The organism is Paenalicyclobacillus cellulosilyticus (assembly GCF_014647315.1).
Taxonomy (GTDB): Bacteria; Bacillota; Bacilli; order Alicyclobacillales; family Alicyclobacillaceae; genus Alicyclobacillus_J; species Alicyclobacillus_J cellulosilyticus.
In genome coordinates this window covers 11274-25183 of record NZ_BMOY01000005.1, presented here as the reverse complement: position 1 = coordinate 25183, position 13910 = coordinate 11274, and the positions used below count along the sequence as shown (strand labels likewise).

Here is a 13910-nt window from a genome sequence, read left to right as displayed (position 1 = left end):
CGTTAAGCACCGACGCCGATGAGCGCCCCGTGCCGAAACAGGAGCAACGCACCCCCGACGATGGACGCACGGTCGTAGGCGGGCAACGGGATCGACACGTGTGCCGTCACGTCCCGGCACACCGTACCCGCGACGACGAACACGTGGCCCTCGTCATCCACCCCCACCGCCGCGGGTGGCACAGGATCAGGCAACTTGGCCGCCGGTTGCGCTTTGCCTGCTCCGGCCGGGAAACGCAACACCTCTGTGACGCGCCCCTGGGCGTCGAGGACGCCGCAATACACCGCGTCGCCCACCACCCCGAGCAGCACCGCGCCGCGGACAAGGAGGGTGCTCTGGCCGTGTTGGTACGCATAGACGGCCGGACCCGATCCCGTCGTGACCGCGAAGTACATCACCCCGGTCGTCTGGGCAACCCCCACGGCGTCCACGCGGGGAAACCCGAGCGGCACCTCGGACAACGCCCCGTTGGTGTCAAAGTGGTACACCACCGTCGACACCGCGTTGCCGATGACGACGTAGATGTCGTTGGTGAACGGGCTGAACGCGATGTGGAGGAAATCGGAAGACTTGCCCAGATACGAGAACGTCTGCACCTCGCGGAAATCTTGCAGGGAAGTGTCGATGGTGTTTAACTCCAGGTCACGCGTCTGTGCGTGGTCCTTGACGGTACCGACAAACAGGTTCGTCCCGCTGATCCATTCGACATAGTCGGCCGGAGCCTGCAGTGCACGCGTGAACGTGACGCGGCCGGTCGCGACATCCACCACGCGCAACACCGCATCCTGGCCGACGTACGCCAACTGCGTGCCGTCTGCGGTCACCGCAACCAGGTTCGGATTCCCTCCGGCCGGCAACACCCCGTGGACCGGGCGCACGCTGAAGGCGGGCCGCGCCGGAGCCGCGGCCGACACCGCGGCGCCTCCGAGCAGATGGTCGTAATAGCGAAACGTGATCCATTCCGTACCGGTCACCACCGCGCACGCGGCGAGAAATATCCCGAGCCCTCGCCTCATTCCTCTCGCCTCCGTCCTTTGCCCGCCGCGGCGTCATGCACCAGGCCGTGTCGTTTCCGGCATGACGATGAACGCGGTCGCGACCTTGCGCTCGCCGAGGATGTCGGTCGGCTGGTTCACCAACCGGCCGCGGTACACCATCGTGGTGGACGATCCGCCGTCGAGGTTGGCTGCAACCACCGCTCCGTAGCGGAGCATCAGGTCCATGATGTCGTGCAGGGACGCCCCCACGTTGTCCGGCCCGTGGATGAAGCGCCCGTCGGTGACGATGAAAATGATGGTCCCGTCGGCGCGCTGGCCGATGGCGGTCCGCGGCGCGTATCCCCAGCCGCCGTTCCCGCGGATGAGGCCGACGCCGTTTTGCACCAACACCGGACCGAACGAAATGGCCTGCGTCACACCCAACCGCTCCAACTGCGGCAAGGTATACGCCCCGGCGATGAGCGCCCCCCGCCGTGTGAGCGCGATGACCGGTTGACGCGCGTTCGGCACCGCCTGGATCACCTTGCCGTTCATGATGGTGATCCCGAGCGGGATCCCGCCCGTTCCCTGCCAGCCGACGTCGCGGAATGCGCCGCCGTTGACCCCGGCGACCGCATGGTACTCCGCCACCATCTCACTGACCGTCTGGCCCACGCGGCCGAGATACTTCGTCACCGCCACCCGGACCCGCTTCGGATCGCGCACGAGCATCACATCGGCGGTGAACGTCGCTTCCTTCACCGTCTCCAGCCGGATGGTCGGATCGGACACGCTGCGAAAGTCCCGGGCTGCCTGTTCCGCCGACGAGATCCCGGCGTTGAAGTTCATCAGGTTCGGGTCGTGGCGGCGGATCTCCGCCCACGACAGTGTATAGAGCGACAGCGGGCGCAACAGATACCCGTGCCGCGATGTCGTCAGAGAATCGATGACAAACTCGCGCAGATTCGGAAAAGGCCCTTGAAAGAGAAAGAGGGCACTGGATACCCACACGTAGACAAGAAAGAGCGCTGCCCACGCCAACCCTGTGAGCGCACGAACCACCTTGGGAGCTGGACGCATGATGTCACTCCTACGATGTCACCTTGCCAGCGCGGACTCCCCCGCATCCGCGCACCGGCGGCACGCCCGCAGGGCGCCGATGGCATCATACCATCAAACCTGCGCGATGGAAATCATGATATACCACATAGGGTATATGCACCACCTTGACTTCCCGCCCGAATTGGCGTATAGAGGTCCCTGTGGACCGCGGCAGGTTGGAACCACCTGCCGCGGGCACAGGGAGGGCAGCCAAGTGAACCCACGCAAACCGCAAGACCACGCATCCACAGGCACCTTGCCTGACCCTGGGCAACCATCGTCCGTGGCCCGACACACGCCCGACATCCGCATCCGCCGCTTGACGCGGTGGGGCTTGGTGTCGGGCCTTTCCTTCGCCGGAGGTTGGTTGGCGGACCACGCCGGCGTGCCGGCCGGGTGGATGGTGGGTCCGATGTGGATATCCATCGCCTTCGCGGTGTCGAGCTCGTGGCGGTTGCGGATGCCGCGCCCGGTGTTCGCCGCGGCCCAGTCCGTGGTGGGCGTCGTGATTTCCGGGATGTTTCGTCCGTCCGACCTGCCCTTGCTGCTGCACCACTGGTACGCCGCGCTGATGGTCAGCTTGGGTACCCTCACGGTGAGCCTGCTCATCGGCGTTTGGTTCAGCCGCGCCGCCGGGATCGATCGCGCCACCGCCGTCCTTGGCGCGTTGCCGGGCGGCGCGTCCGGCATGGTGGCGATGGGCGCCGACCTGGGTGCGGACGCGAAACTGGTGGCCGTGATGCAGTACGTGCGGCTGATCTTGGTGGTCCTCTCGGCCTCCCTCACCACCCGTCTGCTCGCGCCTGTCTCGCACGCACACGTCCTGTGGCCTGCCGCCGCCTCCCGCATCCCGTGGTACGATGCGCTGCTTTCCCTCACCGCAGGCGCCATCGGCTCGTACGCCGGCATCCGGCTGCGCATCCCGGCCGGAGCGCTCCTTGGCAGCATCGTCGGCAGCACCGTTGCCCATGCCCTCGGCTTGCCCGTGACGACGCCAAGCTTCATGGCGGCCGCGGCGTACATCGTGATTGGCATGTATGTGGGGCTCTTGTTCGACAGGGCATCGCTGCGGCACGCCGGCATGCTGCTGCCGCGCATGGCCGCGTCCACCCTGGCGCTGATTGCGGTGTGCGGCTGGCTGGGGTGGGCTTTGGACCGCCTCACCGGTGACGGGCTGCTTACCTGTCTGCTGGCGACCAGCCCGGGCGGCCTCGATTCGGTCTCGCTCACGGCGCTCAGCGGCGGCGCCAACATCGCCCTCGTCGTCTCGCTGCAGACCGTGCGCCTGTTCAGCATCATCCTGCTCGGTCCGTGGCTGGCGCGCCGGGTGATCCGCGCTTCTTGACCGGGTCCCCGCCGCGCCGCGCGCACGCCGTCGCGCGCGCACACACCTGTTCACACGGACGCGCGCACAGCAGCGCAGCCGCTCATGTCCGCGTGCGCTTACACCGCCGCGCCCGCGAACTGGCTCTGGTACAGCTCGGCGTAGAACCCGCCGCGTTGCAGCAGTTCCTGGTGTGTCCCCTGTTCCACCACCATGCCGTGGTTCATGACGAGGATGAGGTCGGCATCCTGGATGGTCGACAACCGGTGCGCGATGATGAAGCTGGTGCGCCCTTGCATCAGCCGCTTCATCGCCCGTTGGATGTGCACCTCCGTCCGCGAGTCGACGTTGCTCGTCGCTTCGTCGAGGATGAGGATGGCCGGATCCGCGAGGAACGCCCGCGCGATGGTCAAGAGCTGCTTCTGCCCCTGCGAGATGTTCGACGCTTCTTCATTGAGCACCGTGTCGTACCCGTCCGGCAGCGTCCGGATGAAGTGGTCCGCGTGCGCCGCCACCGCCGCGGCGATGATCTCCTCCTCGCGCGCGCCGGGACGGCCGTAGGCGATGTTCTCGCGGATGGTGGCGTGGAACAGCCACGTGTCCTGCAGCACCATGCCGAACAGGCTGCGCAACTCCCCCCGCGGCACCTGGCGGATGTCGATCCCGTCGATGGTGATGCGGCCGCTGTCCACCTCGTAGAAGCGCATCAACAGGTTGATGAGCGTCGTCTTGCCGGCGCCCGTCGGACCGACGATGGCGATGGTCTGCCCAGGTTCGGCCACGAGATTCAGGTCGCGGATGAGCGGCACGTCCGGGTGATAACTGAAATGGACATGTTCGAACCGCACCTCTCCCCGCACCGGACGCAGGGCGGGACCCGCCGCCGGATCGGGCGTCTCCTCCGGTTCGTCGAGCAGCTCAAACACCCGCTCCGCCGAAGCGATGGTCGACTGAATGATGTTGGCGATGCTCGAGATCTGGGTGATGGGCTGCGTGAACTGGCGGGCGTACTGGATGAACGCCTGGACGTCGCCGATTTGGATGGCGCGCTTGGTCACGAGGATGCCGCCGATCACGCTGACCAACACGTATCCGAGGTTGCCGATGGAGTTCATCAACGGCATGATGATGCCGGAGACGAACTGCGCCTTCCACCCGGCTTCGTACAGTTCGTCGTTGATCTCCTTGAAACGGGCGATGGACGCCTCTTCGTGGCCGAACGCCTTCACGATGGGATGGCCGGTGTACATCTCTTCGACGTGCGCGTTCAACGCCCCGAGCGTCCGTTGCTGCGCGACGAAGTACCGCTGCGATCTCGCCGCGATGGACCGCACCACGAGCAGGCTCAGCGGCAGCGTGAGCACCGTCGCCAAGGTCATCCACACACTGATGGAGAGCATCATCACGACGACGCCGACGAACGTGATGGCCGATCCGATGAACTGGGTGATGCTTTGCTGCAGGGTGTTGGCGATGTTGTCGAAATCGTTGACGAACCGGCTCAAGATGTCGCCGTGGGGACGTGCATCGTAAAAGCGCAGCGGCAGACGGCCGAGTTTCTCGTACACCTCTTTGCGCAGCGCGTACACCGTCTCCTGCGCCACGCCCGCCATGACGTACTGCTGCACGTAACCGAAGGCGGAGCTCAGGAGATAGAGCCCCAACAACCAAGCGAGAATCCGGAGCAGTCCCGCGAAATCGACGCCGCCCGGCAAACCGTGGAGACGCGCCATCATGCCTTGAAAGATGAGCGTGGTCGCGTTGCCAATCAGGCGCGGGCTGACGATGCCAAACACCGTGCTCACCACCGACGTGACGAACACAAACAGCAAGCGGCCGGTGTGCGGCCGGAAGTACTTCATGAGCCGCCACAGCGTGCCCCGAAAGTCACGCGGCTTCTCCACCGGGCGGGCGAGCGGCGGGCCGCCGCCCCATCCCGGACCGCGTGCGCCCGGCCCCATCCGGCCCGCGTTCCGTCCTCCCGGATTCACGCGATTCCCTCCCCTGCCAACTGCGACGCGACGATTTCCCGGTACACCGGACAGGTGGCCAACAGCTCGGCGTGACGGCCGATACCCGCCATCCGCCCTTCATCCAGGACGATGATTTGGTCGGCGTCCATCACCGTGGCCACGCGCTGGGCGACGATGATCACGGTCGCGCCGCGCAGCGCCTGCCGGATGGCCTGCCGCAACCGGGCGTCCGTCTTGTAATCGAGGGCAGAAAAGCTGTCGTCGAACACGTAGATGTCCGCGTTTCGCACCAACGCGCGTGCAATCGCGATCCGCTGTTTCTGGCCTCCGGAGAGGTTCGTCCCGGCCTGCGCCACCTCGGCATGGATGCCGCCCTCCATCGCCTCCACGAAGTCGATGGCCTGCGCCATGGCCAGTGCCGCGCGCACCTCGTCGTCCGTCGCGTCCTCTTTGCCGTAGCGGACGTTGTCGGCCACACTGCCGGAGAAGAGCACGGTCCGCTGCGGGACGTACGCAATCCGGCGCCGCAGGTCCGCCTGCTTCATGTCGCGCACATCCACGCCGTCGATGCGGATGCTGCCTCGCTCTGCGTCGTAGAAGCGGAGCAACAGGTGGACGAGGGTCGTCTTGCCAGCCCCTGTGCTGCCGATGATGGCCGTCACCTCACCCGGCGACGCGGTGAAGGTGATGCCGGCCAAGGCTGGCGCTTCCGCGCCTGGGTAGCGAAACGTCACTCCCTCGAAGGTCACCACACCGTGCCGGGCCGGCACCTCCGCCGCGTGCGGCGCCGCCAGCCGTGCCGGCACTTCTGCCGCATACGGCGCCGCCAGCCGAACCGCGTCTGGAGCGGACGGGCGCGTCGCCACGGCGGGCACCGGTTCTGCCGCCTGCGGCGGGTCCGCCACGGCCGGGCGCAGCGCCAAGACCTCTTGGATGCGCGCCGCCGAAGCGGACGCCCGCGGGATCATGAACGACATCATCGAGACCATCATAATGGCGAAGAAGATCTGCATCACGTATTGCAGAAACGCCATCAGGTTGCCGACCTGCATCGCACCGTGATCGATGCGCACCGCGCCAAACCAGAGAATGGCAATGGTCGCGAAGTTGATGATGAGCATCATCACCGGCCACAGCGCGGCCATGATCTTGTTCACCGTGACGGCGGTCTCCGTCAAATCGCGGCTCGCCGCATCAAAGCGGCGGCGTTCGTGCTCAATGCGGTTGAAGGCGCGGATGACACGGATCCCGGTCAAATTCTCCCGCAACACCCGGTTGAGTTGGTCAATCTTTGCCTGCATCTGCCGGAACCACGCCATGCCGCGGCGGAAGATCACCGCCACGGTGAACGCCAACACCGGGACGACGATGACGATGATCACCGACAGTTTGGCGTTGGTGACGACCGCCATGATGATGCCGCCGATGCAACTGAGCGGCGCCATGACCATCATGCGCAGCATCATGTTCACCATCTGCTGCACCTGGGTGACGTCGTTGGTGGTGCGGGTGATGAGCGACGCGGTCCCGACGTGATCGAACTCCTGCAAGGAAAACCGCGTGACGTGCGCGAACACCTCGGCGCGCAAACGGTGTCCGAAGCCCGCGGAAATGCGCGAGGCCAACAGGCTCCCGAGCACGGAACACGCGGCCCCGCCCACGGTGACGAGCAACATCCATGTTCCCATGCGGAAGATGTACGGCACGTTCCCCTTGACAATGCCGAAATCGACGATGTCCGACATCAGCGTGGGCAAGTACAGGTTGGCGAGCGATTGGAGGAAGATCATCGTCAACTCGACCGGGATGAGAAAGCGATAAGGATGGAGAAAACGCAACAGTTTGACCATGGTCCGCTCACCTCGATCCTTGACTGAGGCCAATGATGCGATGGGTCCGAACCGCGGTGCTGCAACCCCTTTCATGATTTAGTACATAAAAAACTCGGTAGACGTAAGGTTTATATTATCAGAAGACCGACACCCATTCAATCATAAAACACCACAGCCCGGCGTACCCATCGGTACCCGGGCTGGAGGGGCGTGATGCATGATTCAAGCCAGATGACAGGAAACGCGATGGCCAGGAGAAATCTCCCGGATCTCCGGCTTCTTTTGCCGGCACACCTCCTGCGCCACCGGACAGCGCGGATGGAACGGGCAACCCGGCGGCGGCGCGAACGGAGACGGGATCTCTCCGCTGATGGGTGTCAAATCCTGCACCTCGTCCGGCGAGGTGGGCACCTTTAAGACGGAGCGCATCAGCGCCTGCGTGTACGGGTGCGACGGTTTGGCGAACAACTCCTCCACCGGCGCCTGTTCCACCACCTCGCCCAGGTAGAGGACCAACACCTCGTCGCTCAAATACTCCACCACCGCCAGGTTGTGCGAAATGAACATATACGCCAGCTGCATTTCATCCCGGAGTTCGCGCAACAGCTGGATGACCTGCGCCTGAATCGACACGTCGAGCGCGGACACGGGCTCGTCCAACACCACAAACTTCGGCCGCAGTGCCAACGCCCGCGCGATGCCGACCCGCTGCAACTGTCCGCCGGAGAGCTCGTGCGGGTACGCCACCCCGGCGGAACGCGGCAATCCCACGCGCTCGAGCACCTCTTCCACGCGCATGCGCCGTTCGGCCGCCGACTTGCCGATGCCGTGGATTTTCAGGCCGTCCTCAATGGCATCGAACACCGTCATCCGCGGGTTGAGCGACGCCATCGGGTCCTGAAACACCATCTGCATATGGCGCCGCATCTGACGCAGCGTCTTGCGCGGTACCTTGGACAGATCGGTTCCTTCAAACGTCACCGACCCTCCGTCCGCCTCCAACAGCTTGAGCACCACGCGTCCCAGCGTCGATTTGCCCGATCCGCTTTCGCCCACGACGCCGAGCGTCTTGCCGGGATGGAGCTCAAACGAGACACGCTCCACCGCCCGCAACACCTTCCCCTGGACATGGAACCGCTTGGACACCTCGGTCGCTTTCACCAATGGTTCAATGGACAAGTTCGAGCACCTCCTCCGCCCGGTGACATGCCACACCGTGCCCGTTTCCGAACGAACGCAGTTGCGGCCGCTCGTTCCGGCAGCGGTCAATCGCAAACGGACAGCGATCCGCAAACGCGCAGAAATTCGGCGGCGAAGTAAGCACCGGGGCCATGCCGGGGATGGCGCGCACTTCCCGATGGCGGTGTCCCACTTCGATGATGGACTCCTTGAGCGCCAAGGTGTACGGATGCATCGGACGACGGATGAACTCCGCCCGCGAAGCCACCTCGACCACCGAACCCGCATACATCACAATCAGCCGATCGCAGAAATTCGCCGCAACGCCGAAGTCGTGGGTGATGAGGGCGACGGCCATTCCTTTGGTTTGCCGCAGGTCGCGCAGCAGGCTGAGAATCTGCATCTGCACCGTCACGTCGAGCGCGGTCGTCGGTTCATCCGCGATGAGCAACTGCGGGTTGCAGGCGATGGCGATGGCAATCATGATCCGTTGCCGCATCCCGCCGGAAAACTCGTGCGGGTAGTTGCGGAAACGCACCTCCGGCTCCGGAATCCCCATCTCCTCCAGCAGCTCGATGGTGCGCCGGTACGCCTCTTTCGGCGACGCGACATGGTGCGTCAACATGACCTCCATGATCTGGTCGCCCACCCGCATGACCGGATTGAGGCTGGTCATCGGGTTCTGGAAGATCATGCCGATGTCCCGGCCGCGAATCTCCTCGAGTTCCCGGCGCCGCAGCTTGAGCAAATCACGTCCCTGAAAAACGGCCGAACCTGAGGTGATGCGCCCGTTTTCCGCAATCAGCCCCAAGACCGACAGGAGGGTGACCGACTTGCCGGAGCCGCTTTCGCCGACGATACCCAGGGCCTCGCCCGGTGCGATGGAAAAACTGACGCCATTGACTGCGTAAATCCGATCCCGGTTCCGCTGAAATTCGACGGCGAGGTTCTCGACCGTCAGCAGTGCGTCCGCCACTTAGTTTCCCCCCTTCGGGTTGAGCGCTTCTTGCAGACCGTCCGCCACAAACTGGAACGACAACAGGGTCAACGCAAAAATGCCGGCCGGGAAGTAAAGCAGCCATGGATAGCCGAGAATATTCGCATTCGCATTCGCGACCAAGTTGCCGAAGCTCGGCATCGGCGGTGCCGGGCCCAGCCCGACGACACTCAGCGCCGCTTGCGCCGTCAGGTCATACGGGATGCCGAACGCCAGCGCCACGACCATATTGGTCATCACGTTCGGGAACACGTATTTGCGCGCAATGTGCACCGGGGAAGCACCGAGCGCCCGGGCAGCTTCCACCATGTCGCTGTTGCGCAGCGACAACACCAAGCTCCGAATCAAGCGTGCATAGCCTGCCCAACCGGTGATGCCGATGGCAAACAAGATCGGCAACAGCCCGCGCCCGAATTTCACAACCAAAATCAAGTTGAGAAAGTAGGACGGAAACGCGTACATAAAGTCGACGAGACGCATGATCAGCATGTCGGTGATGCCGCCGGCCAGCCCGGCCCACAGGCCGAGGATCACGCCGATGACGAAGCTGACGAGCGTCGCCCCGAACGCGATCTCGATGGCGAACCGCGTGCTCCACAAGATTTGGCTGAACATATCGTGGCCCAGGTTGTCCGTGCCCATGATGTGTTGCCAGGACGGACCCTGATACACGTTCAGGAAATCTGTATCCGCGTATCCGTATGGCGCAATCCACGGACCGATGATGCCGGTCAACAAAAAGAGAATGACCCAGATCAACCCAGCCACAGCAAAGTAGTTTCGGCTGTATCGCCGCCAGGCCTGCAACCAACGCGACTGTGGCCGAGGCCGAACAGCGGGAGATTGTTCCAACACAACCGCCATCAGTGTCTACCCTCCGCTTCCGACCTGGCACTACTCCAGTTTGACGCGCGGGTCGAGCCACGCATAGCACAGGTCGACGATGAGATTCGTGACCATGACCAACATGCAGAGCAAGTACACCGAGGTGATGGCCAACGGATAATCTAAGTTGCCAAACGCGCTCGCCAACATTTTCCCGAGCCCAGGGATGCCGAAAATGTCCTCCACCCAGACCGTGCCGACCACGGTGAAGGCGAACGTCGGGCCCACGACGGTGATGAGCGCCGTGAGCGAATTCCGGATGGCATGCCGAAAGATCATCCGCCAATACGGAACACCTTTCGCCTGCGCGGTACGAATGTAGTCCTGGCGCAGCACCTCGATGAGGCTTCCGCGCACAAACCGCGCGAAGGTACCGATGTTCGGTGCAGCCAACGATAATACGGGCAGGACGACGTTGCCAAACGTGCCCCAGCCGTTAATCGGAAGTGTACCAGGCCAGACCACGCCAAACAGCAAAATAAACAACACCGCCAACACGAAAGCCGGGATGGCTTGACCGGTCATCGACAACGTGGAGAGCGTGTAATCCAGCCAACTGTTGCGTTTAAGGGCGGCGATGATGCCAAGCGGTAAACCGATGATCAGAGCGACCACCACGGACCCAAAGGCAAGTTCTAAACTGATAGGCAGCGCGACCTTCAACTGACTGATGATCGATACATTCGGATTTTCGTACGAGTTGCCAAAGTTAAAGGTCAATGAATACCAAATGTACTTCAAAACCTGTTCCCACAACGGTTTATCGAGACCATACCGTTCCTCAAACATCTTGAGGGTGACTTGATACGCATGCGGATCCTGTACCGCCAGCTGTCCCAACGCCGAAGCTATTTGTGAAGAACTGAAAAACGAACCAGGGGCGTAATACATCATCACGTACGCGACGGCAATGACGCCGGACATGGTCAAAATAATGGCTACAATGCGTTTGATTAAAAAGCGCACAATCGCCATCCAAAAACGCTCCTTTTAGAGCAGCCGGGCCGCACCGCGCGGCCCGGCATGCTGAGGCTCGGATACTTGGCCTTGAAACCTGCTTCTTATTTCACGGTCAGGTACTGCAGCTGATAGAAGTTGTTCCATGACCACGGGTTCACTTGCACATTCCCGACATTCGGCTTCACGAGATAGATGGCTTCGTTCAGGTACAGCGGTTCGACATACCCTTGCGACATCAACGCGTTGACCACTTGCGAAGCGTACTTGGCAGCATCCGCCTCACTCAAGGAGTTATCAAGAGCATGTTTCCACAAGACCCATTGCAGCGTCTGCTTCGACTCATGCTGATAGAGCCAAACTTGTTCGTTCCAACCTACGTTTACATTGGCGTTACCTGTCGGATACGAACTGAGAGTCTTGAATGCTTCCACCCACGCGTTGTGCTTATCGGCGTCCGTCTTCGCATTCTTCCAATTGTTGACCAGGGTATTCCACTGCTCGGTCAAGGACAGGCCATGACCCTTCTCGATTGTACGATACGGTTCAGGCAGCTTGTTGATGAAGTTGTCGAGGAACTTGATGTCCTTCTTCGCGTCGGCGTCAAGCAGCTTCCAGTCGTTCCACGACACACCGATCTTCGGATCGTCCGGATTGCCGTAGCGCTGAACCTCGGCCGGATTGTACTTGTTGAAATACCACTGCGAGATATACTGGCGCTGTTGTGCGGTAAACCCGTAGCTACCCGGGAAGTACAGGCACTGACCGGCCTGCATATCCTGATAGTTCACGCTCGCCCAGTTGGCCACGCCGGTCGCGATGTTATACCCTGGCTTGATACCTTGGTTCAATCCACCCCAAATGATGTTGTTGTGTTGGGTGGTTGGAAGAGGAACGATCTGGAAGTTGATATTCAACGCTTGACGGATCTCTTGTTGCAGCGCTTGAGCCACACTGAGCTGCTGCTGGTTCCCCGCTTCACAATACAAATACAAAGTGCCAATGCCCTTGCCGTTCGGATAACCGGCTTCCTTCAACAACTGGCGCGCCTTCGCCACGTTGTAAGGTATCGGTTTCTCCAGCTTGGCCGCCGACCACCAGGACGGACCGAAGACATTGACCGCCTGCGCCATCCCGTTCAACACCTTGTCGACAATCGGCTGGCGGTTGATGACCATCGCGATGGCCTGACGGACCTTCACGTTGTCCAGCGCCGACGGCTGTACCGACTTGTCGTACTGCAGATAAGTGATGTTGATCTCCGGCGCGGTATGCAACTGCGACTTCAAATTCGGATGCGTCAACACATAGTGGTAGTCCGCCGGGTTGGAGATGAGCGCAACATCAATTTTGCCGGCAATGTAATCCTCCACCGGCACAGAAGGCGCCGGGACGATATCGATCTCCTGGACATTCCCCACATTGACCGTGCCCTTGCGGCCGACGTACTTCGGGTTGCGAACGAGCACCACCTTGCCGTTCGGCGTAAACGACTTGACGATGTACGGGCCGTTGCCGACGAAGTTCTGTGGCATCCACCAGTCATTCGGATGGGCTTCCACCGATTTCTGGTAAAGCGGCATCGATCCGGCAATGGCGAGGAACGGCCGCGGGTCTGCCGGCTGATTCAGAGTGAGTTGGATGGTGTAATCGTCGAGGACCTTGATCCCGACATCGCTCGCTTTGGCCGCACCGCCATGATACTGCCATCCGTTCTTGACCAACGACACAACGCTCGCCCACACCGCGCTGTTCGCATTTTTCGGATCAAGGACGCGCATCCACGCATAGTAGAAGTCGTGCGCCGTCACCGGGGCACCGTTCGACCAGCGCGCGTCCTTGCGCAACTTGAATGTCCAGACCAAGCCGCCTTGCGACGAGGTCGCGCTCTCCGCAATCTTCGGCACCACATGGTTGTTCTGGTCATATCCGTACAGGCCTTCAAGCACGGTGCCTTGGTCAATCAAGATTTGACCTGCCCAAGCGGAAGGATCCAGGCTCGTCATACCCGGATTGGGGATGGTCACCACGCTTTGCGCCGCGGCAGCGGACGCCTGAGAGGCCAACCCCATCACCGCCGTGCCGACCGCAGTTCCGCCGAGCGCCAGCACCGCAAGCGGTTTCTTCAAAGCGCGCCAAGTACGTTTGGACATCGAATCCCTCACCCTTCTTTTCATGTCCTGCGACGGAATCGTCACACGTGCATCATATACCGATTCTTGTAAAAACCATGACCCCAAACACGCAACGAACCTACCCCATGAAGTTCGCCATCCCATTCGACCCCGAACCACAAGAGAAGTACCCCGAGCGTTTCGAAATCGGTTCCGAAGCGCACAGCACCGACTTATCTCACCTTACAGTGAGATAAACCCGTCTTCAACCTATGCATTCGTTTAGCCAATCACCTAAAATACGTCCACGAATCACGTTCAACGTGCCGGCGCCTGAACCTGAACACCGCCCCCTTCCATCAGGACCTCTTTCAAGCTTCCTGGACGGCGAGACCGCTTTCACGCAGGACTGTCCCCACCATCCGCAGTGCTTCCTGTTTGATTCGTATACTATTACGACGATCGTCCGAATTCTGTCAAGCGGTGCAAAGTTCCACCCAGCCAGCTCGATAAAAGATACGTTAAAAAAGGATAAAAAAAGACAATCTAAGTTCATCACGCGACAGCGCAC

Annotated in this window: 10 protein-coding genes; 1 reads left to right on the top strand and 9 read right to left on the bottom strand. The window is 61.8% G+C overall.

Annotation, left to right across the window (positions count from 1 at the left end):
- Window positions 1-2: 2 nt before the first annotated feature.
- Both IEX97_RS02590 and IEX97_RS02585 read right to left on the bottom strand, forming a co-directional pair.
- Window positions 3-1016: a hypothetical protein gene (locus IEX97_RS02590; protein WP_188880965.1), complete on the bottom strand. Its 1014-nt coding sequence runs from the start codon at window positions 1014-1016 to the stop codon at window positions 3-5.
- A 33-nt stretch (window positions 1017-1049) separates the two neighbouring features.
- The gene (locus IEX97_RS02585; RefSeq protein WP_229776289.1) at window positions 1050-2057 is read right to left on the bottom strand and encodes a phosphodiester glycosidase family protein; all 1008 of its coding nucleotides are present in this window, start codon (window positions 2055-2057) and stop codon (window positions 1050-1052) included.
- Between the two features lie 235 nt (window positions 2058-2292).
- Here IEX97_RS02585 and IEX97_RS02580 point away from each other — a divergent pair, with 235 nt between their 5' ends.
- Window positions 2293-3423, top strand: coding sequence for an AbrB family transcriptional regulator (locus tag IEX97_RS02580; RefSeq protein ID WP_188880963.1), 1131 nt, complete (start codon window positions 2293-2295; stop codon window positions 3421-3423).
- 98 nt (window positions 3424-3521) lie between these two features.
- Here IEX97_RS02580 and IEX97_RS02575 read toward each other — a convergent pair whose 3' ends face one another.
- From IEX97_RS02575 to IEX97_RS02545, 7 genes are all read right to left on the bottom strand, one after another.
- Entirely contained in the window at window positions 3522-5363 is a 1842-nt protein-coding gene (locus IEX97_RS02575; RefSeq protein ID WP_188881038.1) for an ABC transporter ATP-binding protein, read from the bottom strand.
- Between the two features lie 26 nt (window positions 5364-5389).
- Window positions 5390-7225 carry an ABC transporter ATP-binding protein gene (locus tag IEX97_RS02570; protein WP_188880962.1) on the bottom strand — a complete coding sequence of 612 codons (1836 nt, stop codon included), beginning with the start codon at window positions 7223-7225 and terminating at the stop codon, window positions 5390-5392.
- A gap of 204 nt (window positions 7226-7429) precedes the next feature.
- A complete protein-coding gene (locus IEX97_RS02565; protein ID WP_188880960.1) occupies window positions 7430-8386 on the bottom strand; it encodes an ABC transporter ATP-binding protein in 957 nt (318 codons plus the stop codon).
- Window positions 8376-9362 (bottom strand): ABC transporter ATP-binding protein, encoded by a 987-nt coding sequence (locus tag IEX97_RS02560; RefSeq protein WP_188880958.1) that lies wholly within the window; start codon window positions 9360-9362, stop codon window positions 8376-8378. The genes IEX97_RS02565 and IEX97_RS02560 overlap by 11 nt, the downstream gene beginning before the upstream one ends.
- On the bottom strand, window positions 9363-10247 hold the full coding sequence (locus IEX97_RS02555; RefSeq protein ID WP_188880957.1) for an ABC transporter permease: 885 nt from the start codon (window positions 10245-10247) through the stop codon (window positions 9363-9365). It abuts the gene before it with no gap.
- Window positions 10248-10277: 30 nt separating this feature from the next.
- A complete protein-coding gene (locus tag IEX97_RS02550; protein ID WP_188880955.1) occupies window positions 10278-11243 on the bottom strand; it encodes an ABC transporter permease in 966 nt (321 codons plus the stop codon).
- Window positions 11244-11329: 86 nt separating this feature from the next.
- The gene (locus IEX97_RS02545; protein ID WP_188880954.1) at window positions 11330-13378 is read right to left on the bottom strand and encodes a peptide ABC transporter substrate-binding protein; all 2049 of its coding nucleotides are present in this window, start codon (window positions 13376-13378) and stop codon (window positions 11330-11332) included.
- Window positions 13379-13910 lie beyond the last annotated feature (532 nt).